This is a genomic window from Methylobacterium sp. J-068 (assembly GCF_022829445.1).
Lineage (GTDB): Bacteria > Pseudomonadota > Alphaproteobacteria > Rhizobiales > Beijerinckiaceae > Methylobacterium.
Genome location: NZ_JAKSXY010000125.1, coordinates 265,136 through 287,650 on the forward strand (window position 1 = coordinate 265,136; position 22,515 = coordinate 287,650).

The 22,515-nt window shown below is 71.3% G+C and carries 22 protein-coding genes; 15 read left to right on the forward strand and 7 right to left on the reverse strand.

What is annotated here, in order from left to right; translation table 11 throughout:
• Positions 1-46 precede the first annotated feature (46 nt).
• Complete coding sequence (locus MKK54_RS24265; protein ID WP_244015188.1) at positions 47-1,069, forward strand: substrate-binding domain-containing protein; 1,023 nt, start codon at positions 47-49, stop codon at positions 1,067-1,069.
• Here the strand turns inward: MKK54_RS24265 and glp are convergent.
• The 4 genes from glp to MKK54_RS24285 are packed head-to-tail and all read right to left on the reverse strand — an operon-like array spanning position 1,045 to position 5,937.
• Complete coding sequence (gene glp, locus MKK54_RS24270) at positions 1,045-2,295, reverse strand: gephyrin-like molybdotransferase Glp (RefSeq protein ID WP_244015190.1); 1,251 nt, start codon at positions 2,293-2,295, stop codon at positions 1,045-1,047. The genes MKK54_RS24265 and glp overlap by 25 nt on opposite strands.
• Positions 2,283-2,828, reverse strand: coding sequence for a molybdopterin-guanine dinucleotide biosynthesis protein B (mobB, locus tag MKK54_RS24275; RefSeq protein ID WP_244015192.1), 546 nt, complete (start codon positions 2,826-2,828; stop codon positions 2,283-2,285). The genes glp and mobB overlap by 13 nt, the downstream gene beginning before the upstream one ends.
• A complete protein-coding gene (locus tag MKK54_RS24280; protein ID WP_244015194.1) occupies positions 2,825-4,795 on the reverse strand; it encodes a molybdopterin biosynthesis protein in 1,971 nt (656 codons plus the stop codon). Before MKK54_RS24280 ends, mobB begins: the two co-directional genes overlap by 4 nt.
• The gene (locus MKK54_RS24285; protein WP_409564235.1) at positions 4,792-5,937 is read right to left on the reverse strand and encodes a molybdopterin-binding protein; all 1,146 of its coding nucleotides are present in this window, start codon (positions 5,935-5,937) and stop codon (positions 4,792-4,794) included. The genes MKK54_RS24280 and MKK54_RS24285 overlap by 4 nt, the downstream gene beginning before the upstream one ends.
• A 263-nt stretch (positions 5,938-6,200) precedes the next feature.
• Between MKK54_RS24285 and MKK54_RS24290 the strand changes: the two genes are divergently transcribed.
• Complete coding sequence (locus tag MKK54_RS24290; protein ID WP_409564242.1) at positions 6,201-7,424, forward strand: c-type cytochrome; 1,224 nt, start codon at positions 6,201-6,203, stop codon at positions 7,422-7,424.
• Between the two features lie 9 nt (positions 7,425-7,433).
• Here the strand turns inward: MKK54_RS24290 and MKK54_RS24295 are convergent, their stop codons facing one another.
• Complete coding sequence (locus MKK54_RS24295) at positions 7,434-7,940, reverse strand: GNAT family N-acetyltransferase (RefSeq protein ID WP_244015199.1); 507 nt, start codon at positions 7,938-7,940, stop codon at positions 7,434-7,436.
• Entirely contained in the window at positions 7,937-9,943 is a 2,007-nt protein-coding gene (locus MKK54_RS24300) for a 4Fe-4S binding protein (protein ID WP_244015293.1), read from the reverse strand. The genes MKK54_RS24295 and MKK54_RS24300 overlap by 4 nt, the downstream gene beginning before the upstream one ends.
• Before the next feature lie 269 nt (positions 9,944-10,212).
• On the opposite strand from MKK54_RS24300, the gene MKK54_RS24305 reads away from it, so the two are divergent.
• From MKK54_RS24305 to MKK54_RS24365, 13 genes are all read left to right on the forward strand, one after another.
• Positions 10,213-10,956, forward strand: coding sequence for a biotin/lipoate--protein ligase family protein (locus tag MKK54_RS24305; RefSeq protein WP_244015201.1), 744 nt, complete (start codon positions 10,213-10,215; stop codon positions 10,954-10,956).
• Positions 10,953-11,522, forward strand: a complete 570-nt coding sequence (locus MKK54_RS24310; RefSeq protein ID WP_244015203.1) for a DUF6505 family protein — start codon at positions 10,953-10,955, stop codon at positions 11,520-11,522. Before MKK54_RS24305 ends, MKK54_RS24310 begins: the two co-directional genes overlap by 4 nt.
• Before the next feature lie 34 nt (positions 11,523-11,556).
• Positions 11,557-12,567, forward strand: a complete 1,011-nt coding sequence (locus MKK54_RS24315; protein ID WP_244015205.1) for a DUF6352 family protein — start codon at positions 11,557-11,559, stop codon at positions 12,565-12,567.
• Positions 12,568-12,619: 52 nt separating this feature from the next.
• Positions 12,620-13,120, forward strand: coding sequence for a DUF3305 domain-containing protein (locus tag MKK54_RS24320; protein ID WP_244015207.1), 501 nt, complete (start codon positions 12,620-12,622; stop codon positions 13,118-13,120).
• Positions 13,117-13,809 carry a DUF3306 domain-containing protein gene (locus tag MKK54_RS24325; RefSeq protein WP_244015209.1) on the forward strand — a complete coding sequence of 231 codons (693 nt, stop codon included), beginning with the start codon at positions 13,117-13,119 and terminating at the stop codon, positions 13,807-13,809. The genes MKK54_RS24320 and MKK54_RS24325 overlap by 4 nt, the downstream gene beginning before the upstream one ends.
• A gap of 105 nt (positions 13,810-13,914) precedes the next feature.
• Positions 13,915-14,580: a molecular chaperone gene (locus MKK54_RS24330; protein WP_409564236.1), complete on the forward strand. Its 666-nt coding sequence runs from the start codon at positions 13,915-13,917 to the stop codon at positions 14,578-14,580.
• Between the two features lie 70 nt (positions 14,581-14,650).
• Entirely contained in the window at positions 14,651-14,893 is a 243-nt protein-coding gene (locus MKK54_RS24335) for a formate dehydrogenase (RefSeq protein ID WP_244015211.1), read from the forward strand.
• Positions 14,894-14,900: 7 nt separating this feature from the next.
• Entirely contained in the window at positions 14,901-17,843 is a 2,943-nt protein-coding gene (locus tag MKK54_RS24340; protein ID WP_244015213.1) for a formate dehydrogenase subunit alpha, read from the forward strand.
• Positions 17,844-17,859: 16 nt separating this feature from the next.
• Positions 17,860-18,456 (forward strand): formate dehydrogenase FDH3 subunit beta, encoded by a 597-nt coding sequence (fdh3B, locus tag MKK54_RS24345; protein ID WP_244015215.1) that lies wholly within the window; start codon positions 17,860-17,862, stop codon positions 18,454-18,456.
• Between the two features lie 74 nt (positions 18,457-18,530).
• The gene (locus MKK54_RS24350; RefSeq protein WP_244015217.1) at positions 18,531-19,571 is read left to right on the forward strand and encodes a formate dehydrogenase subunit gamma; all 1,041 of its coding nucleotides are present in this window, start codon (positions 18,531-18,533) and stop codon (positions 19,569-19,571) included.
• Positions 19,572-19,610: 39 nt separating this feature from the next.
• Positions 19,611-19,850 (forward strand): hypothetical protein, encoded by a 240-nt coding sequence (locus MKK54_RS24355; RefSeq protein WP_244015219.1) that lies wholly within the window; start codon positions 19,611-19,613, stop codon positions 19,848-19,850.
• Positions 19,851-19,917: 67 nt separating this feature from the next.
• Complete coding sequence (locus MKK54_RS24360; protein ID WP_244015221.1) at positions 19,918-20,487, forward strand: hypothetical protein; 570 nt, start codon at positions 19,918-19,920, stop codon at positions 20,485-20,487.
• Positions 20,488-20,489: 2 nt separating this feature from the next.
• Positions 20,490-21,332 (forward strand): shikimate 5-dehydrogenase, encoded by an 843-nt coding sequence (locus MKK54_RS24365; RefSeq protein ID WP_244015223.1) that lies wholly within the window; start codon positions 20,490-20,492, stop codon positions 21,330-21,332.
• A 280-nt stretch (positions 21,333-21,612) separates the two neighbouring features.
• Here MKK54_RS24365 and MKK54_RS24370 read toward each other — a convergent pair whose 3' ends face one another.
• Positions 21,613-22,497, reverse strand: a complete 885-nt coding sequence (locus MKK54_RS24370) for a 2-hydroxy-3-oxopropionate reductase (protein WP_244015225.1) — start codon at positions 22,495-22,497, stop codon at positions 21,613-21,615.
• Positions 22,498-22,515: the final 18 nt, after the last annotated feature.

The window sequence follows — 22,515 nt, forward strand, 5'->3', positions numbered from 1 at the left end:
CGATGATACGGCACGCGCGATCAGATCAATAGGAAAGGGATTGCCTATGCGAGTTCGCCTGGGGATCGACGGCGACGCGGGCGGGCTGAGGCTCGGGCCGACCTTCGCGATCCTCGACGCCGTCGCGGGGGCCCCCTCGCTCCTCGCGGCGTCCCGGACGCTGGGCATTTCCTACCGCTCGGCCTGGAGCCGGCTCGCGGCCATCGAGGCGGCGCTCGGACAGCGCGTGGTGATCAAGACGAAAGGGCACGGCACGGCGCTGACCCCCTATGGCGCGGCGCTCCATGCCACCCTCGCCCGCACGTTCCAGCGGCTCGCACCGGACCTCGCCGCCGAGGAAGTCCGCCTCGCGGAGAGCCTGCGCGCCCTGCGGCCCCCGGAGCCGTGGCGTCTGAGGCTGGCGGGAAGCCACGATCCGCTGCTGCTCGGCGCGGTGGCGGAGATCTCCGCCATCGATCTCGCGGTTGCAGGCAGCCTCGACGCCGTGGCGCTGCTGCGTGCCGGAGAGGCGGATGCGGCGGGCTTCCATTACGGCGCGCGCGGGGAGGCGCCAGCGCCCTTCGCGGCCCTGTTCGCGGATCGCGACCTCGTCGTGCACCCCCTGTTCGACCGCCAGCAGGGCTTCCTGCTGCCGCCCGGCAATCCGCGGGCGGTCGAATCCGTCGGTGACATCGCCCGTATGAACCTGCGCTACGTCAACCGCCAGCGCGGGGCCGGCACACGGATCTGGTTCGAGCGCCTCTGCGCGGAAGCCGGGCTGTCCCCGGAGCGGATCGTGGGCTCCCGAACGGAAGAATTCACGCATCAGGCCGTGGCGGCGCTGATCGCGACGGGTGAGGCCGATGTGGGGCTGGGTACACCGGCGGTGGCCGAGCGCTTCGGCCTCGCGTTTCGGCCCGTGGGGTGGGAGACCTACTTCCTCGCCATCCGGGCGCATCTCTGGGAGCGATCGATCGATCCGACCGGGAGCCCGTTGACGAATCTCCTCGACGCCATCGCGGCGGCGGCTGGGACGACGCTCGGCTACGCGCCGCCGGACCCGGCCTACCAGAGGGCGGCGTGGGGATAATAGGTCAGGATGTCTCCCGCCGCGACGGCGACGGACTCGTCGGCGAGTTCGACGAGGCCGTCGCTCTCGGTGAGCGACGTGAGCACGCCGGCCCCCTCGCGCGGGTATTTCCAGGCCTCCAGCACGCCATCGGCGGCGGTCGCGACGCGGACACGGACGAATTCGCGGCGGCCCGCCTTCTTCCGGTAGGTGAAGGCCGCCCGAACCGGCTGGCCGATCGGCGGGGCCTCGACGGCGCCGCCGAGGCGGGCGAGGAGCGGACGCACCACGAAGAGCAGCGTGACGTAGACCGCGCCGGGATTGCCCGGCAGACCCACGAAGGGCGTGCCCGCGACGAGGCCCATTGCCACCGGGCGGCCGGGCTTGATCGCGAGGCGCCAGAACATCAGCGAGCCCTTCGCCTCGACCGCCGCCTTGACGTGGTCCTCCTCGCCCGTCGAGACGCCACCCGAGGTCAGGATGAGGTCGTGGTCGCGGGCCGCCGCCGCGAGCCGGGCCGAGAGCGCGTCGCGCTCGTCGCGCAGGATGCCGAGATCGCTCACCGCGACGCCGAACCGGCCGAGCAGAGCCGCCAGCATCACCCGGTTGGAATCGTGGATCGCCCCCGGCGCCAGGGGCCGGCCCGGCTCCGTCAGCTCGTCCCCGGTGGAGAACAGGGCGACGCGCAGGCGGGTCCGCACGGCGATGCGGTCGTGGCCCGTGGCGGCGGCCAGGGCCAGGTCCTGCGGGCGCAGGCGCCGCCCGGCCGGGATCGCGCAGGCGCCCACGGCGATGTCTTCGCCGGCCACGCGGGCATTCGCCCCGCGCTTCAGCCCGGCGGGCAGGACGACGTCGTCACCCGCGCGGCGCACGTCCTCCTGCATGAACACGGTGTCGACGCCCTCCGGCATCGGCGCGCCGGTGAAGATCCGAACGGCACCGCCGGAGGCCGCGACCGCATCGGGCGCGGCACCGGCGGCGAGCCGGCCCGCCACGGGCAGGACCGTCTCGGCATCCGCCGACAGAAGAGCGTGACGGACCGCGTAACCGTCCACGGCTGAGTTGGCGAAGGGCGGCACGTCGTGCAGGGCCGTCACGGCATCGGCGGCGATGCGACCGTCGGCCTGGGCCAGGGGCAACCACTCGGTGCCGGCCAGAACCGGCAGGCGCTCGGCGATCAGCGCGACGGCATCCTCGATGCGCATGAGCGAACCGAAGGCGAAGCAATCGTCGGTCAGCTGGGCCATCGCTCCTCCAGGCGCGCGAGCGCCGTCTCCATCGGCTCGGCCAGGGTCAGGACGAGGTCCGCGATGGCCTCCACCGCGTCGAGATCGACGATCGGTACGCTCGCGTCGGGATGCGCCCGGTCGCTCGCCACCGCGACGATGCGCGGATCGTCCGGGTGGAGCGGCGGCCGGTCGTTCCCCGCGCGATGCACTTCGAGCTTGGCATGGGCCTCGCGCTTGAAGCCCTCCACCACCACGAGGTCGCAGGGCGAGAGCCGACGCAGCAGGTCGGGCAGGCGCGCCTCGGCCGCGTCGCCGACCTCGTGGATCTGAACCCAGCGGCGCGCCGAGGAGACGATGACCTCGACGGCGCCCGCCTGGCGGTGGGTGTGGGAATCCTTGCCCGGTCGATCCACGTCGAAGGCGTGGTGCGCGTGCTTGATCGTGGCGACGCGAAGCCCGCGCGCCGTGAGCACCGGGATGAGGCGCGCCAGGAGCGTGGTCTTGCCGGCCCCGCTCCAGCCGGCGAGGCCGATGACCCGGGCGGGGTTCATGCGGCGTCTCCCGGCGTGAAACCGGCCTCGGCGAGGGCCCGGTGGGTCTCCGGGTCCCGCAGGAGGGCCAGGAACGCGGCGAGCGCGGGCCGCGCGCTCTGCGCGCTCTGATAGGCGAAGTCGTAGCGCTCGTCGGCCAGCGGCAGGAAGCCGAGGCCGTAGGACCGTCCCACCGTGGCGATGGCGACGCCCCAATCCGCGCGGCCCTGCGCCACGGCGGCCGCCACGGCATTGTGCGAGCGCGGCTGATTGAAGAAGCCGGGTGGGCGGGCGCCCGCGAGAAGCCCGTCCACCAGGGCGCGCGTGCCTGACCCGGTGTTGCGGTTCACCATGACGGTCTCGGAATCCGCGAGCGCCGCGCGCACGGCCTCGCCGATGCTCCGGCCCTCGAAGCGCGGGTCGCCCGGCCGATGGACGAGGCCCTGCAACCGTCCCCAGCCCGGCGCCAGCGCCATGCCGGGGGCGAGGAACGGCCGGTTGTAGGTCCCGGTCTCGGGGTCGAGGAGATGCATCGCGGCAAGATCGCACTCGCCGCGCCCCAGGGCGGCGAGGCCGCCGGCCGACCCGACCCAGAGGGTGCGCGCGCGAAACCCGGCCTCGGCGAGGCGCCCGACGACGCGGTCGAGACCGACGCAATGGCTGCCGATGATGGTCAGATCGGGCGGGCGCACACCCGCGCCGAGGCGCGTGACCGAGACCGTCTCGCCAGCCTCGAGGCCGGAGCGCGCGGCCGGAACCGCGAAGAAGCCGTCGGCCTGGGAGAAGGCCGTGACCGAGCCCGACCCTTTCGGCAGAGGCAGGGCGACGAGGCCCTCTTCGGTCTCGGACAGGGAGGTCATGACGAATTCCGTCCGGCCCTGCTCCGAGGCGACGCGCTGCGGCACCGTCGCGGTCACGCTCGTCTCCTCGCGCGGCGGCAGGCCGGCCATGGCGCGGATCAGCGGCACCACGATGTCGTGGAAGGTGAACATCGCCGAGGTCGGAAAGCCCGGCAGCACCACGATCGGAACGCCGTCCGCGAGCGCGAGGCAGAGCGGCTTGCCGGGCTTGAGGGCGACGCCGTGCACGAGGATGCCGGGCGCGCCGAGGCGCTGGAGGATCCGATGCGACACGTCCCCCGCCCCTTTCGAGGTGCCGCCCGAGAGCACGACGAGATCGCCGACGGCCATCGCGCCGCGCAGGGCCGTGGCGAGGGCGTGCTCGTCGTCGCGGACGAAGCCGAGAGGAAGAGCGGCGCCGCCATTCTCCGTGACGGAAGCCGCGACGATGGGGCCGTTCGAATCGTAGATCGCGCCGGGGCGAAGCGCCTCGCCGGCCGCCGCGAGCTCGTCGCCGGTGGACAGCACGGCGACGCGGGGACGGCGCACCACCTCCACGGAGCCCACGCCGCAGGCGGCCAGCATGCCGATCTCGCGGGCCGTCACCGGCATGCCCCTGCGCAGCACCGTCTCGCCCGAGGCCATGTCGGCACCGGCATAGCCGATGAACTGGCCCGGCCGGACGGCCTGGAGAACCGCGACGGACCCGGCCTCGGCATCGAACTCCGTCTGTTCCACCATGATCACCGCATCGGCGCCGCGCGGGACGACGCCGCCGGTGGCGATCGGCGTGGCCGTCCCCGGGGCGACGACGAGGCTCGGCGCGACGCCGCAGGCCAGGATCTCGCGGTTGAGGGTCAGGGCACGCGGGCTCGCCGCGCCGGCGCCCTCCGTGTCGGCGGCGCGCAGGGCGAAGCCGTCCACCAGGGCACGATCGAAGGGCGGCACGTCGATCGGCGAGGCGACATCCCGCGCCAGGACGCGGCCGAGCGCGTCCGCGAGCGGCACGCGCTCGGCGCCGAGGGCCACGTGCGGGACCGCCGCGCGAAACCGCGCGATCGCGTCCTCGCGGCTGACCACGCGCAGGAACTGCTCCTGGCGCGCGGCCCCGGCCAAGCGGTCGGCGAAGGCGGCCTCGGTTTCGCTCACAGCGGCAGCACCTCGACCCGCGTGCCCGCCGGATATCCCTCCGAATCGGGCGCCAGCAGGATGGCGCCATCGGCTTCCATCAAGCTTTGCAAGGGCAGATCGGCGCCGCCCAGAGGCGTGACTCCGCCGGCCTCCCGGCGGGTGAACACGATCTCGCTCAGGCCGATGGTCGAGGTGACCTTCCGCGACAGGGGTTCCACCCGAGAAACGGGCGCCGTCGCGCCGGAGAGCCCATCGATCAGCGGGTGGCCGAGGGCGAGGAACGCGCTCAGGGCGGCATCCGGCCGCCCCGGCAGCAGCAGCACCGGACGGCCGTCGGCGGCGCCGAAAGCCGCCGTCTCGCCGGGCTTCAGGGCGATCCCGTGCGCGTGAACGGTCCCGGCCGATGCCAGCCCGGCCGCACTGTGGTCGTGGCGACCGAATCCCGTTCCCCCGAGGATCAGCGTGGCGTCCGCGTCCGAGGCCCGGATCGCCGCCGCGATGGCATCCGGAGCGGCGGCGGCACGGACGATGCGCGTCACGACGGCGCCCGCCTGTCCCGCCAGTCCGGCGACGACGGGGGAGAGCGTATCCGGCTCGGTCGATCCGGTCACAACGAGCAGGAGCCGGGGGCGGCGAACGGGCACCGACGCGATGCCGGCGGCCGCCAGGGCCATGAGACGCAAGGGCGTAAGCCGCGCGCCGGCCGCGATCAGACGGCGCCCGGCCGCGATCTCCTCGCCCGCCGCGCGCGTGCCGGACCACACCGGCGCATCCGCGACCACGCTCCGGCCCTCGATGGCTTCGGGCGGGAGCACGCAGTCGCACCCCTCGGGCAGGATCGCGCCGGCTTCCACCCAGGCCAGGGGCTGGGACAGCGGGATCGGCGCGTAGGGCGAGGCGCCGAATACGTCCTCCGCCCGCGCGGCCCAACCGTCGCTCAGGGCGCGCGCCGTCGCGGGATCATCGCGGGGGCTGACGATGTCGGCGCCCGCGATCAGGCCGCACGCGCCGGCCAGGGGAACGTCGCGGGCCTCCAGGGGCGCAAGGCTTCCGGTGAGCCGGGCGACGGCCTCGGCGAGGGGCATCAGCGCCGCCGAGGCCAGGCGCTTTCGCGCGCCGTGCCTCGGGGCGTTCTCGAAGGCATGCGTCTCGGCCGTCAAGCGGACAGGGGCGATCATGCGCTGAGCGATGCGCCATCGCCGGGCGATGATCAAGCGTCCGCTCGGCCGCGTCACCGGGTCTCGCCACGGCATGGCGACACCCGGTGACGGCATCGACTAACCTGCCGGCCCGCGGCGCGATGGTCGCGCCGGGGCAGCGTACGAGGCATCGGATGGCCGCACGCCGATGGACGCCGATCGCCGGTGTCCTGGTTCTCATCGGGATTGGTCTGCTCGGGCTGGTTTCCGCCGCCGAGGCGCAGATGCGGGGGCATGGCGGGCCGGTGCGGGCCCTCGCGGTGGCGCCGGATGGCGGCCTGGCGATCTCCGGCTCCTTCGATCAGGCCGCCATCTTGTGGGCGGTCGAGACCGGCACCGCCCTGAGGGTGCTGCGCTTTCACGACGCGGCGGTGAACGCGGTCGCGGCCCTCGACGACGGCCGCTTCGCGACGGGATCCGAGGATGGGCGCGTCGCCCTGTGGCGCGCCGGGCAGCCGGAGCCCGAGCGGGTCTTCGCCGAGCATGGCGGCCCGGTCGCCGCGCTGGCCGTGTCGCCGGACGGGCTGAGCCTCGCCTCCGCGTCGTGGGACGGGACGGCGCGCATCCGCCCGCTCGCGGGCGGTCCGGCGCGGGTGCTCGAAGGCCATCAGGGCAATGTCAACGCCGTGGCCTTCCTGCCCGATGGCCGCCCCGTCACGGCCGGTTACGATGCGACGGTCCGGATCTGGCCCGCGGCCGACGACGCGCGGGGCGCGCCCGTCGTACGCACCCTGCCCTCCGTCCTCAACGCCCTGGCGGTGTTCCGGGACGGCGAGATCGCGGCGGCGGGCGGCGACGCGGTCGTGCGGCTGCTGGCTCCCGATGGCCATGTGCGCGTCGCGGTGGATGTCGGCCCGAACCCGGTCGTCGCGCTCGCGCCCTCCCCCGACGGCACCCGGATCGCGGCCGCGACGGCGGGCGGCGCCGTGGCCATCATCGACCGCGCCGAGGGCCGGGTCCACCACCGTCTCGTCGGTCCAGGCCTGCCGGTCTGGTCCGTCGCCTGGCGGCCGAACGGGGCCGAACTCCTCACGGGGGGTGGTGACCACCTGATCCGGCGCTGGGACGCGCGGATCGGCACGCCGATCGGGCCCCTGGCGATGCCGCGCCCCGCCGATGCGCTGGCGGCCTATGGCGGCGACCGGGGCGCGGAGGTGTTCCGCGCCTGCGTGGCCTGCCACGCCCTGACGCCGGAGGATGGCCCGCGTGCCGGGCCGACGCTGGCGGGCATCATGGGCCGGCGGATCGCGACGGCGCCGGACTATCGCTATTCCGATGCCCTGAGGGGCATGGACATCGTCTGGGACATGCGGACCATCGCGCAGCTCTTCGCGATCGGCCCCGCCCGCTACACGCCCGGCACGCGGATGCCGGAACAGACCATCACCAGCGCGGAGGACCGGGAGGCCCTGGTGCGGTTCCTCGAGCGCGCGACGGCGGCGCGCTGAGGCGCGCCCTCAGAGCGTCAGCACCATGTAGCGCGCCCCCGCGCCGTAGCTCGCGAGCTTGGCCGCGATGGCCTCGGAGACCGTCGGCTCTTCGAAACCCATCGCCGCCCAGAACGCCGCCGATCCGTTCACCGCCACGAGGGCGACGGCGCGCAGGCCCGCCGCCCGCGCATGCCCGACCAAGAGCCCGAGCCCGGCCCGCGCATGGCCGGCGCCGGACAGGGTCGGATGCACGCCGAGGTCGTTCAGGTAGATCGCGTCAGCCGGTTCGGCGCTCGCAGCGAGCGGCCGGTTCAGGCCTGGAATGCGGCCGAGCGGCCACGGATAGGCGATCGCGTAACCGCCGATGCGGTCGCTCTTATCCGCGAGGGTGAGACAGAGCGCGCCCGCGCGTGCGAGCCGCTCGGCGAAGCGCGCGGTCTCCTCGGGATGGTCGGGGAACAGGGTGTCGGCCAGGGGCACCACCCGGTCGAGGTCCTCCGCCCGCATGCCGCGCCAGAGCCAGCGGCCCGTCATTCGCCTTGGGACGCCTCGCCGGCTGCCGTGCGCTCGCGCAGGTAGTCTTCCGTGGTGCGCGGCTTGTCGCGCATCGGCCCGGCATGCGGGTCGAAGCCCTGGTTGACCGCGACCTCGACCCGGCAATCCTCGCACATCATCAGCGCCCGGACCCGGGCCTCGCCGGCCGGGCCGGTGAACATCCAGTGCCGGTCACGCAGCTTCTCGACCACGCGCTCGATGGTGCTGCGGGTGCCGAAGGGCTTGGCGCAGGTGAGGCAGGCGAAGGGCTCCTCCTCCTTCACCACCCGCCGGGTCGCCTTCCAGGCCTCGAAATCGACGCCCGGCATCAGATCGATCACGTTCTCCGGACAGGTGTTGGCGCAGAGCCCGCACTGCACGCAGAGACTCTCCTCGAAGCCGAGGAAGGGGCGCTCCGCACTGTCCGACAGGGCGTGCGTCGGGCAGGCGCCGACGCAGGCGAGACAGAGCGTGCAATCCTCGGTGCGGAAGGTCAGGCCGCCGAAGGGCGCGCCGGCGGCGAGTGCGATGCGGGCCACCGGCCTGGGGGCCGCCGCGTGCATCTCGTTGATGGCGAAGCGCAGCACCTCGCGCTTGCCGCCGACCGGCATGAACCGGGCGGGAAGCGCCGCCGCCGTTCCCGGCGCGAAGGCCGCGAGCGCCGCGCCGAGGGCATCCGGATCGTCGGTCTCGATCAGCGAGACCACAGCGGCGCCGGCCGGGCCGCCGTAGCCGAGGCCCTGCGCCAGGGTGTCGCCGAGGTCGGCGGCCCGGCGCAGGCTCTCGAGATCGTGCTTCGGCCGGGCGCGCGCCAGGATCCGCACCCCGGTGGCCCCGTAGGCGAAGAGGGCCGCGAAGGCCTCCGGGCCGAGCTGCGTGACCTCGTTGACCCGCACCGGCAGGACGTGGGCGGGCAGGCCGTCCCCGTGGCGCGCGAGGGCGTCGATCAGCGGCTCGCCGTGGTCGCCGTCATGGAACAGGATCGTGGCCTCGCGCCCGCCGGCCGCCCCATAGGCGAGCATCAGGGTCCTGAGGCGGCGCATCAGGGCATCCGCCGGGGGCAGCGTGTAGGCGGCCGCGCCCGTCGGGCAGACGGAGGCACAGTTGCCGCAGCCGGCGCAGATGTGGGGGTCGATCGCTACGCTGTCGCCGGCGGGCGTGATCGCGCCGGTGGGGCAGACGTCGAGGCAGCGGGTGCAGCCGATGATGCGGGAGCGGGAATGCGCGCACAGATCGGCGTGGACATCGATGAAGCGCGTCTTGTCGAAGGTTCCGACAAGATGGGATGCCTGCGCGATCGCCCGCTCGACGGCCCCCGGATCGCGCGGGTCGGCGCGCAGGTAGCCGAGGCGCGCCTCGTGGGCCGGGAACAGGGCGGTGCCGCCCGTGACGTCGACGACGATGTCGCAGGTCGAGGTCGCGCCGTTCCGCCCGGGGCCGAACGCGAGCCGCGTGCGGGACGAGGGCGCGGGCAACGCATAGTCGTCGATGCGCAGATCGAACGCGCCGAGCCGCCCCCGGGCGCTCGCGATGGTGCCCTTCACTACGGGAAAGTCGTTGCGCTGCGGCGGCTCGACGGCCTCCGATCCGGTCAGCAGCACGGTGACGTCGAGGTGCTCGGCCAAGCGCCGGCCGGCCTCGATGGCGGTATCGTCGCGGCCATAGACCAGCGCCACGCCCCCGCTCTCGATCGGCACCGTGGCGGCGTCCGGCAGCGGCTCGGCGCAGGCGGCGATCAGAGCGGCCATCTTCGGTCCGGCGGCCATCGCCTCCGAAGACCATCCGGCGGTCTCGCGGATCTTGGCGTAGCTCACGCGTTCGTCGGCGCCGAGATCCGAGGCCACCTCGTCGAAGAGCGGTGATTGCAGGGTGCAGGAGACGGTGACCGGGGCGCCCGTGCCCAGGGCCTCGCGGAACCGGTCGAGCTCGCGGCCGCAGAGCTGGTCAGCCGTCTTCACCCGTCCCGCGCAACCGCGCCCGATGATGTCGGCATCGACCGGCATCGTCTTCTCGCAGGAACAGGCGAACACGATACGGTCGGACACGTGAGGGGAGACCTTGGGAGCGGGGAAACGGATCGCGCGGTGGCGGAGACGCCCCTTCGCGGGACCATTCGTATCCTATATACTCGAAGCGTTCAAAACTACGGTCCGCCGCAGACGTGCGCGCTTCGGCCCTACGCCGTCCCCTTGCGGCCCGGCCCCGCGCGGGACATCTGCGTCCGGCGCTTAACCCCAGTGGTCCTCCGATCAGGATGCGATCTTTCGAACACATGCCTCCGATCACCGCCGAGCCCGCTCCGGGCCCCCTCGCCCTGCCGCCGGCCTTCACGGCGATCGTGCTGGCGCCGCCCGCCGATGCCGTCTCGAACGCCGTGGCCATCGCGCGGCGCGACGGCCCGGAGGCGGCGGGCACGCTGGTGCTGGTCGACCGGGCGGACGTGCTCGACCTCGCCGTGGTGCTCGCGCCCGAGGAGCCCCTCGCCTCGGCCCGGCGCGCCTTCCTCGCGGGAATGAGCGCGCTCGCGGACGCGGTCGGGGCGCATGGACCGCCGGAAATGCCCCTCACCTTCGTCTGGCCCGACGGGCTGACGTTCGACGGGGCCCGTCTCGGCGGCGGACGCCTGGTCTGGCCGGAGGATTGCGCGGAGGACGAGGTCCCGGATTGGCTGGTGTTCTCCGGCATGCTCATCGTCTCGAAGACCGGGGCCGGCGATCCCGGCCTGACCCCCGACTCGACGGCGCTGGACGAGGAGGGTTTCCCCGCCGGCATCCGGCCGCTGCTCGTGGAGAGCTTCGCCCGCAACCTCATCCGGGCCTTCGACTTGTGGGCGGAGGACGGCTTCCCGGCCCTCGCCGCGCACTACCTCGCGCACCTGCCGACCCCTCGCGGCGTCGCGGCGCGGATCGATGCGCGGGGTGACGTGGTCCTCGGAGAGACCGAGCGCTGGCCGCTTGCCTCCCTCCTGCGCGAGGCGGCATGGCGCGATCCCGAGACCGGGACGGTGCGGCTGTGAGCGCCCTGAAGCTGCCGCGCACCCTGCGGCTCGACGCCTCCGACACCTTCGTCTTCGCCAACCCGGCCGAACCCGGCGAATGGGCCGTGACCGGCTCGTTCCTGTTCTGGGACCGGGATCTCGACGCCCTGGACGGCAAGGCGCGGGTCGCCTTCCGCTCCGGTTTCGTCGGCGTGACGTCGCTCGGATTCGCGACGCTGGTGGTGGTGAGCGAGGCGACGGAGATCGAACGGGACGCCGCCGTGGAGGATCTGGCCCGCCATATCCAGGAGCGCCTCGGCGCGCCGGATCGCGCGACGGCGCGCCTGGCGGCGCGCGAGGAAGTGGATTTCGCGGCCTCGCTCTGCAACCTGCCCCTCGGCAGCGTCGTGGCGATGCATCGCACCACCCGGAACGGCGAGATCGCGGAAGACTTCCGAACCTTGAACCGGCGCGATTCCGGTTCGCCCGGCGCCGACCGGCTGCACGCCCATGCCCGCGCCTTCCACATCGTCGAGACCGACGAGGCGGAGCCCGAGGAACGGGCCGACCTCATCGGCCTCGCGCGCAATCGTCCAGGAGCCTGACCATGCGCATCCCGAGTACCGGGCACCCGGCGGAATGACCGAGTTCTGGGTCTCCAGCGGGCATCACCTCACCCAGCGCACCGAGGGGGGCGGTCTCGCGGTCACCGATGCGCTGATCCTCGCCTATCTGGCGCGGCCGGAACTCGTGCCGCCGGAGGAGGCCTGCGATGCCGAGCGCGCCCTTTACGCGAGCCTGCGCGCCGCGCCGCGCCGGGTCGTTCCGCCCGAAGCGGTCGGCGCCATCGCGGATGCCGACGCCCGCGAAAACTGGGAGGTGCTGCTGGCGTTCCGCGACCGGCTACTGGCGGCGCGATCCATCGAGGCGGCCTATCTGGACCTGGTGCGCGGCGGGTTGCGGGGCACGCCCTCCCTGTTCCTCAATCAGCTCGTCCATCTCATCCTGCGCAACGCGCTCGATGGGTGCGACGACCCCTTCGTGCTGCGCGCGGCGGAGCTGTTCTTCCGGCCCCAGAGGGTCAGCCGCCTCGACGGCGCGGTGCTGCTGGCGGATTCCGAGGTGATCGAGGCGCGCGAGGGCAGCGCGCCGCTCTCACCGCTGGTGTCGATGCTGGGCAAGGACGCCGCCAACGAACTCGACATCCTCAACGACGAGAATGCCTGGAGCTATTGGAGCCGCTCCGACGCCTTCTCGATGGCGCTGAACCTCGGCTCCAGCGCCCGGAGCCGGGATGGCCTGGCGCGCGTCATCGAGGCCTTCCTGCGCCACCTCCTCAACGTGGATGTGCGCGTCGAGCCGCTGGAACGACTGGAGGATCCCGACTGGCGCTGGTTCGTCGGCCTCGACGCGGAGGCAACCCGGATCGGCAACGCGCTCTGGCGCGGTGAGGCCGTCGCGGCCGCCGATCGGGCGCGGGTCATCGCGATCTTCCGCCTGACCTTCGCGGAGACGACGATCGTCGACGAACTCGTCGGCGACCGGCCCGTCTATCTCCTGCTCGCCGCGACATCCGCCAACCTCGTGACGCTGAAGCCGCAGAACCTGATCGCCGGATTGCCCCTGAGGGGCGTTCCACCCGTTTCCTGAGACTTCAGAACGGCGCGCCGGCACGGCGATGCCGCATGCCGAGGACCTGGCGATGCCCGAGAACCATTTCGAGGTCGGAATCCTGGTGGCCCGCCGTCGCCTGCGCGGGCCGTGGGCGAGCCATGCCTGGATGCCGGTCGCCGCCCTTCCGGCGGCTCCCCCAGTGGCGAACTGGACCAAGCTGACGGAGACGGACGAGGAAACGGTGTTCTACGCCGGCGCCTTCGACGTGCTGCTTCACCCGGCCGAGACCGCGCATTACCGCGACAACCTCGTCTCGGGCCGCCCCTCCCTCTGGGTCGCGCTGCGCAAGCTCGCGGAGGACGCCTACGAGGTCGCGGCGGTCACCGCCGATCCTTACGAGGGCGAGTCCATGGCGGAAGGCATCGGCGAGATCGTCGAGGCCGTGCCGATGCCGGCCGAGTCCCAGGCCGTCCTGCTGGCCTTCTTCGAAGCCTTCCACGTCGAGCGGAAATTCGAGAAGCGCAAGCGCGACCGCGCCGATCCGGAGGCCCTGGCTCGCGGTGGATCCAACCGGGGGCAAGGGGAATGAGCGACGGAATCCTCTCGCGCTGGGCCCGGCGCAAGCAGGCGGCGCGCGCTGCCGAGCGCGAGGCACGCGCAGACGTGCTCCCGCCGGACACGCCGCCGGGCCCTGCCGCCGAGGCGGCGCCCGAATCCCTCGAGGCAGCCCAAGAGTCTCCCGAGGTGGCGGGCGCCCTCGCCGAGGCGATCGCGCGCCTGCCGAAGCTGGAGGACCTGACGGCGCAGACCGACCTAGCTCCGTTCCTGAGGGCCGGCATTCCGTCCGCCCTGCGCAACGCCGCGCTCCGGAGGATGTGGTCCGTCGATCCCGGCATCCGCGACTTCGTGAGCGAGGCCCGCGAATACGCCTACGACTGGAACACGCCCGGTGGCGTCCCCGGGCTCGGGCCGATGCTCCCCACCGACGATATCGGGGCGATGGTGGAGCGCGTGATGAGGGGCCACGCACCCGAGGCGAAGAGGTCCGAGACGGCTGCGAAAGTCCCGATGCCCGCGTCCGAGACCGATGAGACCACCACACCCGAGGTCGCGGCCGTGACGCCCGAAGACGCGACCGTCCCCCCCGAGGACGCGCCGGAGGCGCTGGCTCACGTCGAACCCCCGGTTTCTATTCCGCCGACGAACGCCGTGCGCGAGTTTCAATCGCCGACGATTGTCTCTCGCCTGCGACGCCATGGCGGGGCGATGCCGAGCTGAATCGAAAAATCCCGATTGCGGCAGGGCCAAACGCTTTTTATTACAGATACAAACTAGCCGGTTCTCATCGAGAACGGTGCGCAGCGGATCGGGTCGAGGAGTCGGATGCGTTCCGTGTCGCCGTTCATCGAGATCTCGGCCACGAGCGGCGCCGACCTACCCGCCGCGATCACCCGAAACGCATTGGCCAACGTGAGCTCGGACGACGTCGATCAACTTCGTGCCCAGCAATACGACCTGCTCGCCGTCCTGCTGGGCCGCGCGCCGGACGATCGGCTGCTCGCGGTCCTCGCAGACCTGACGGGGGGCGACAGCGTGCTCGGCCGCGAGGTCGCGTCCCTCGGGACGGAGGCCGCCGCCACCACGCGGGAAGCTGCCGAACGCGAGTATTTCGCGCTCTTCGTGGGCGTCGGACGCGGTGAATTGTTGCCCTACGCCTCCTATTACCTGACCGGCTTCCTGAACGAGCGCCCTCTCGCCCGCGTGCGCGAGGACCTCGCCGCCCTGGGAATCGAGCGGGACGAGGCGATGACCGAACCGGAGGATCACCTCGCCATTCTCCTCGACGTGATGGCGGGGCTCGCGGCGGGGCGTTTCGAGGCCGAGGCCGGGGCCGAACGGGCGTTCTTCCTGCGCCACGTGGCGCCGTGGGCGGGGCGCTTCTTCGCGGATCTGGAGCGCGCGAAGGCGGCGCGCTTCTACCGCACCGTGGGGGCCCTCGGCCGCGCCTTCCTAGAGGTCGAGGCCGCGGCTTTCGCGATGGATGCCTGAACGGGCATCCGGACACAGTGGATCGAGGCGCCCGATCCTTCGGGCGGGCGCCGGTTGAGGAGTGGCGACGATGGGACAGGATCAGAAGGACCAGCTCGGCCGTCGCCAGTTCTTCCGGGCGCTCGGGGGCGGCACGGTGGCGGCCGCGGCCGGTCTGGCCGCCCCGATGGCGCCCACCCAGGCCCAGGCCTACGACCCCGGCCCGGACGAGACCCGGTCCCGCTACCGCCTCAGCGATGAGGTGAAGGCGTTCTACCGCACTAACGGCTACGAAACGCTCCAGAGCGGTCTCAAAGGCGTCGAGAAGAAGTGAGGCTGTGATGCTGACCAAGCGTAAGAACGGCGAGGCGAGCCGCACCAAGCATCAGGCCGTCGCGGCCGGCCTCGCGGCCGGTGTGCTCGACCGGCGCGGCTTCCTCCGGAAATCCGGCCTCACCGCCGGTGCGCTCGCGGCCGCCGGCACGATCCAGCTGGGCTCCGTGCGGCAGGCCCGCGCCGCCGGCTCCTCGGCGACGGGACCGGACGTGCAGGTCAAGAAGAACATCTGTACCCATTGCTCGGTCGGCTGCACCGTGACGGCCGAGGTCGTGAACGGCGTCTGGGTCGGTCAGGAACCCTCCTACGCCAGCCCGATCAATCGCGGCACGCACTGCGCGAAGGGCGCGGCGATCCGCGAGCTCGTCTCCTCCGATCGCCGCCTCAAATACCCGATGAAGCTCGTCGGCGGGCAATGGCAGCGCGTTTCCTGGGAGCAGGCCATCGAGGAGATCGGCGACAAGCTCACCGCCATCCGCGAGAAGAACGGCGCGGATTCGGTCTACTGGCTCGGCTCGGCCAAGTTCACCAACGAGGCGGCCTACCTGATGCGCAAGTTCGGCGCCTTCTGGGGCACGAACTCCGTCGACCATCAGGCACGCATCTGCCACTCGACCACGGTGGCGGGCGTCGCCAATACCTGGGGCTACGGCGCCCAGACCAATTCCTACAACGACATCCGCAACGCCAAGACGATGATCATCCTGGGCGGCAACCCCGCCGAGGCGCACCCGATCTCCATGCAGCACGTCCTGACGGGCAAGGAGATCAACCGCGCGAACATGATCGTCATCGATCCGCGCTTCACCCGCACGGCGGCGCATGCCACCGAGTACGTGCGCATCCGCTCCGGCACCGACATCCCGGTGGTCTGGGGCATCCTCTGGCACGTCTTCCAGAATGGCTGGGAGGACAAGGAGTTCATCGCGCAGCGCGTCTACGCCATGGACGACGTCCGCAAGGAAGTCGCCAAGTGGACGCCGGAAGAGGTCGAGCGCGTCTCCGGCGTGCCCGGCGAGCAGCTCCGTCGCGTCGCCGAGAAATTCGCCAAGGAGAAGCCCGCCACCCTGATCTGGTGCATGGGCGCGACCCAGCACACGGTGGGCACGGCCAACGTGCGGGCGTTGTGCATCCTGTGTCTGGCCACCGGCAATGTCGGCAAGCCCGGCACCGGCGCCAACATCTTCCGGGGTCACACCAACGTGCAGGGCGCCACGGATCTGGGCCTCGATGTGACCTCGCTGCCGCTCTATTACGGCCTCGTCGAGGGCGGCTGGAAGCACTGGGCCCGCGTCTGGGACGTGCCCTACGAGTGGCTGCAATCCCGCTTCGACGAAGTTCCCGCCGCGGACGGCCGCAAGGCCCGCTCGCGCAAGGAGAACATGGAAGCGCCCGGCATCACCTCGACGCGCTGGTTCGACGCCGTGAACCTGCCGCCGGAACAGATCGACCAGCGCAGCCCCGTCAAGGCCTTCATGGTCTTCGGCCACGGCGGCAACACCGTGACCCGCCTGCCCGAGGCGATCGAGGGCATGAACAAGCTCGAACTGCTCGTGGTGGCCGACCCGCATCCCACGACCTTCGCGGCGCTCGACGCCCGGCAGGACAACACCTACCTGCTGCCGATCTGCACATCGCTCGAGATGGACGGCTCGCGCACGGCCTCGAACCGCTCGATCCAGTGGGGTGAGCAGATCGTGAAGCCCGCCTTCGAGTCGAAGAACGACTACGAGGTGCTCTACCTCCTGGCCAAGAAGCTCGGCTTCGCCGAGACGCTGTTCAAGAACATCAAGGTCGAGAACAACGTCCCCGTGGCCGAGGACCTGCTGCGCGAGATCAACCGGGGCGGCTGGTCGACGGGGTATTGCGGGCAGAGCCCGGAGCGCCTCAAGGCCCATATGCGCAATCAGGCGAAGTTCGACCTGATCACCCTGCGCGCGCCCAAGGACGATCCGGAGGTCGGGGGCGATTATTACGGTCTGCCCTGGCCGTGCTGGGGCAAGCCGGAACTGCGCCATCCGGGCACGGCGATCCTCTACAACACCTCGCTGCACGTGAAGGAGGGCGGCAGCACCTTCCGGGCTCGCTTCGGCACGGAGCGCAACGGCCAGACCCTGCTCGCCGAGGACAGCTTCACCAAGGATTCCGACCTCACCGACGGCTACCCCGAGTTCACCTTCGGGGTGTTCAAGAAGCTCGGCTGGGACAAGGACCTGACGGCGGACGAACGCGCCACGATCCTGAAGATCGGCGGCGACAAGCCCGACACCGTGAGCTGGGCCACCGACCTCTCGGGCGGCATCCAGCGCGTCTGCCTCGACCACGGGGTGATCCCGTTCGGCAACGGCAAGGCCCGCGCCAACGCCTGGAACCTGCCCGACCCGGTGCCGGTGCATCGCGAGCCGGTCTACTCGCCGCGTCCCGACCTCGTGGCGAAATACCCGACCCGGCCCGACGAGCGCCAGTTCCGCATGCCGAATATCGGCTTCTCGGTTCAGAAAGCGGCGGTCGAGCGCAACGTGGCGCGCGACTTCCCCATCATCCTCACCTCGGGGCGCCTCGTGGAATACGAGGGCGGCGGCGAGGAGACCCGGTCGAACCCGTGGCTCGCCGAATTGCAGCAGGACATGTTCGTCGAGATCAACACCGGGGATGCCACCGAGCGCGGCATCAAGGACGGGTCGTGGGTCTGGGTCACGGGCGCCGAGAACAGCTCGAAGGCCAAGATGAAGGCGCTCGTCACCGACCGCGTCGGCAAGGGCGTCGCCTTCATGCCCTTCCACTTCTCGGGTTGGTACGAGGGCAAGGACATGCGCGACTACTACCCGAGGGGCACCGATCCGGTGGTGCTCGGCGAGAGCGTGAACTCGGTCACCACCTACGGCTTCGACCCCGTGACGGGCATGCAGGAGACGAAGTGTACCCTGTGTCAGATCAAGGCCGCGTGAGAGGAGCGCATCGCTAATGGCCCGTATGAAGTTCCTCTGTGACGCCGACCGTTGCATCGAGTGCAACGCCTGTGTCACCGCGTGCAAGAACGAGCACGAGGTGCCCTGGGGCATCAACCGCCGTCGCGTCGTGACGCTCAACGACGGCAAGCCGGGCGAGCGCTCGGTCTCCATGGCGTGCATGCACTGCACCGACGCGCCCTGCGCCTCGGTCTGCCCGGTGAACTGCTTCTACACCACGGCCGACGCCGTGGTGCTGCACTCCAAGGACATCTGCATCGGCTGCGGCTATTGCTTCTACGCCTGCCCGTTCGGCGCGCCTCAATATCCCCGCGTCGGGAACTTCGGTTCGCGCGGCAAGATGGACAAGTGCACCTATTGCTCGGGTGGGCCGGAGCCCGACCTCTCGGTGGCCGAGTACGAGAAGTACGGCTCAAACCGGCTGGCCGAGGGCAAGCTGCCGCTCTGCGCCGAGATGTGCTCCACCAAGGCCTTGCTCGCCGGCGACGGCGAGATGATCGCCGAGATCTACAAGCAGCGAGTGATCAAGCGCGGCTACGGCTCCGGCGCCTGGGGCTGGAAGACCGCCTACCGCGAGACCGTGGCGATCTGATCGCTTCGCCTCCGACGATGGGATCGTCGCGCTCGCGACGGTCCCCGCACGATACGCCATCGAAAGGAACGCCGATGCGGCGGGCAGTCACTCTTCTGAGCACCCTCGTCGTCGGCACGACGCTCCTGGCCGCGCCGGCGGCCTTCGCGCCCGCGCGCGCGCAGAACCCGATCACGCAGGACGGGCAGAACCCGATGGGCGCCAAGCCCACGGCCGATTCCGTCAACGAGGAATTCCTGTTCAAGAACGCCGACAAGATCACGGGTCGCGTCAGCATTCCCGACAAGAAATCCGCGAATCTGATCCAGCCCCAGGGCCGCGAGTACCAGTCGTTCCGCGAGCGCTACCTGCCCTGGATCGGGGCGGCATTCATCCTCGGCATGATCGCGGCGCTCGGCGCGTTCTTCCTCTGGCGCGGGCGCATCCTCACCGACGACACCCAGGAATCGGGCCGCAAGATCCTGCGCTTCAACGCCTTCGAGCGCTTCACCCACTGGATGACGGCTGTGTGCTTCATCATCCTGTCGCTCTCGGGGCTGAACTACATCTTTGGCAAGCGCCTGCTGATGCCGCTGATCGGCCCCGAGGCCTTCGGCGCCCTGGCGCAATGGGCCAAATACAGCCACGTCTATCTCGCCTGGCCATTCATGTTCGGCGTCGCCATGATGTTCGTGGTTTGGATCAAGGACAACATCCCGAACCGGATCGACTGGGCCTGGATCAAGGCCGGTGGCGGCTTCATCGGCAAGAAGCACCCCCACGCGGCCCGCTTCAACGCCGGCCAGAAGGGCGTGTTCTGGATGGTCGCGGGCTTCGGCGCCGCCATGGGCGTTACCGGCCTGATGATGCTGTTCCCCTTCGCGCTGCTGGACATCAACGGCATGCAGGTGATGCAGGTGATCCACGCGCTGATCGGCATCACCTTCATCGCCGGTATCCTGGCCCATATCTACATCGGCACCCTCGGCATGAAGGGCGCCTACGATGCCATGGGCAGCGGCAAGGTCGATCTCGCCTGGGCGCGTGCCCACCACGACCTCTGGGTCGAGAAGGAACAGGCCAAGACCGCCAGCGGTCCCCAGCTCGGTGGCCGCCACCCGGCCCCCGCCGAATAACAGCCCGGGCCGCGCGAGCCGGCGACGAGGAAAACCATCATGAAAGCCTTCATCGTCGCCGTCGTGGCCGCCATCGGGCTCGCCGTCGCCGCCATGTACGCCCTGACCAGCAATCAGCGCTTCGCCTACCAGGCCTTCGCCACGACCGGCGCCCGTGTTTCGGAGCCCGGCACCAACCTCGTGGGCGAGAAGTGGACCGGCGATCCGAACACCAACGACAAGAGCGAGTCGGCGCACGGCAAGGCCACCGGCGAGCCGTCGCACCCGAAGCGATCCTGAGCCGACACACGCCCGCGCATCGGGGCGCCGCACCCTCGCAACGAGCCTGGATCCCAGGGGACCGAGCATGATCCACCGCCTGCCCTTCGCCGCGCTCCTGCTGTCGTCGAGCCTGATCGCCACGAGTGCCTTTGCCCAGGATGCCGCGCCGGCCGGCGGCCCCGCGAACCTGTGCGGGGAACTCCTGGCCTTCGTGAAGAAGCCCGAAGAGAAGAAGCAGGAGGCCGCGACGCCCCCGGCGCAGGCGACGGCGATCTCCAATTCGTCCGGTAAGAGCGACGCCCAACCTTCGGCTTCGGGGGGGCAGCCGCAGCAGAATTCCGGCCTCAGCGGGCCGGTCAACGCGCAAGCCAAGGCGCCGACGAGCGACACGCGTGCTCCGGTGAGCGCCGGCAACACCGTCCTGGCGCAGGCCAATGCCGCCGCGAAATCTCCGGCGCCCCCCGGCGCGCCGGCGCCCAGCCCGAAGCCCGACGAGGCGCTGATCGCCAGGATCGACGCGGCGGCGGCGGCGAACGATCAGGTGGCCTGCCGGGCCGCGGCCCGTGCCATGCGGGTCGCCGGGGTCATCATGCCCCCGCCCCTCCTGGCCTTGGCCGCCCTGAACCCGAAGTTCTACGTCGGCACGCAGCCCTGAGCGTGGGCATCGGGGGCGAGACCCTGCCCGATCGCCCGCCGATCGGCCGGGATACGACCCTGTGCATGTCGCTGGCGGGGCGCCCGGGGCATTTCGGGTCCCGCTTCCACAACCGTCTCTACGCTCTGCTGGGCCTCGATTACATCTACAAGGCGTTCTCGACGAACGACCTCGCCGGCGCCATCGGCGGCATCCGCGCGCTCGGCATCCGTGGCTGCGCGGTCTCGATGCCGTTCAAGGAAGCGGTGATCCCGCTGCTGGACGTGCTCGATCCCTCGGCGCGGGCGATCGACAGCGTGAACACCATCGTCAACGACGGGGGCACGCTCTCGGGCTTCAACACCGATTACCTCGCCATACGCACTCTGCTGGCCCGGCACCGCATCGCATCCGGCACGCGCTTCCTGCTGCGCGGGTCCGGCGGCATGGCCAAGGCGGTGGTCGCGGCCCTGCGGGACGCGGGGTTTCGCGACGGAACGATCGTGGCGCGCAATGCCGGGGCCGGACCGGCGCTCGCGGCGCGCTACGGGTTCGCATGGACGGCGGATCTCGAGGCTCGGACGGCGCCGCTCCTGATCAATGTGACGCCGATGGGCATGGAAGGCCCGGATGCCGACGTCCTCGCCTTTCCCGAGGCGGCGATCGCGTCCTGCGCCATCGCCCTCGACGTGGTCGCCCTGCCCTCGGAAACACCGTTCCTGACGGCGGCCCGGCGATCCGGGGCGCTCTGCATCAGCGGCCACGACGTGGTCGTGCTCCAGGGCCTGGAGCAGTTCATCCGGTATACCGGCGTGACGCCGAGCCCGGCGCAGGTGGCGGATGCCGCCGCCTACGCCCGGACCTGACCGGATTCGCACCGGGTCTCGATGAGCCCGGACCAAATCCGGTCGATCCCTTCGGGATGGCGGATTGGGGCTTCGCTCGGGCCCCGCGTGGTCTCATATTGTTTCCGCCTGATCAGTTCGGTGACGGGGTGACTCGCGGGTTCCCTCTCCTGGAAGGAGAGGGACAGGGTGAGGTGCGTGACCTTTCCGGAGATGGACCACACCTCTCCCCAATCCTCTCCTTCCAGGAGAGGGAGCCCGTCGCGTCTGATCGTCCCGAAGGGATCAACCGGAACCGGTCTCAGCCCTCCGCCACAGGATGGTTGCCCATGATCTCCAGGGCGCGCACCAGGGCCGAGTGGTCCTTGTCGCCGGCGCCGTTGGCCGCGCAGACCGAGAAGAGCTGTTGCGCCAGGGCCGTGCCCGGCAGGGCGAGGCCGAGGGACTTGGCGCCCTCCAGCGCGAGGTTCAGGTCCTTCTGGTGCAGGGCGATGCGGAAGCCCGGATCGAAGGTACGCTTGATCATCCGCTCCCCGTGCAGTTCGAGGATGCGCGAGGTCGCGAGGCCGCCGGTGATCGCCTGGCGCACCTTGGCCGGGTCGGCGCCCGCCTTGGAGGCGAAGAGCAGGCCTTCGGCGACGGCCTCGATGGTCAGCGCCACGATGATCTGGTTGGCGACCTTCGCCACCTGTCCGGCGCCGGTCTCGCCCACATGGGTCACGGTCTTGCCCATCAGGTCGAAGAGCGGCTTCACGCGGGCGAAGACCTCCTCCTTGCCGCCGACCATGATCGAGAGCGCCGCGTTCTTGGCGCCGACCTCGCCGCCGGAGACGGGTGCGTCGAGGTACTCCGCGCCGCGCTCGGCGAGCCGTGCCGCGAAGTCGCGGGTGGCGATGGGCGAGATCGAGCTCATGTCGACCACGACGGCGCCGGGCTTCACGCCCTCGGCGACGCCCTCCGCGCCGAACAGCACGGCCTCGACGTCCGGGGTGTCCGGCAGCATCAGCACGACGACGTCCGAGCGCTCGGCGACCTCGGCGGCGCTGGCGCAGGGCCGACCGCCGGCCGCGACGAGACTTTCCGGGACCTGCCGGCGCGTCTTGAGGGCGAGGCTGTGACCACCCGCGATGAGGTGCCCCGCCATGGGCGCGCCCATGATGCCGAGGCCGATGAATCCGACGTTCATGTGTATCTCCGAATGATG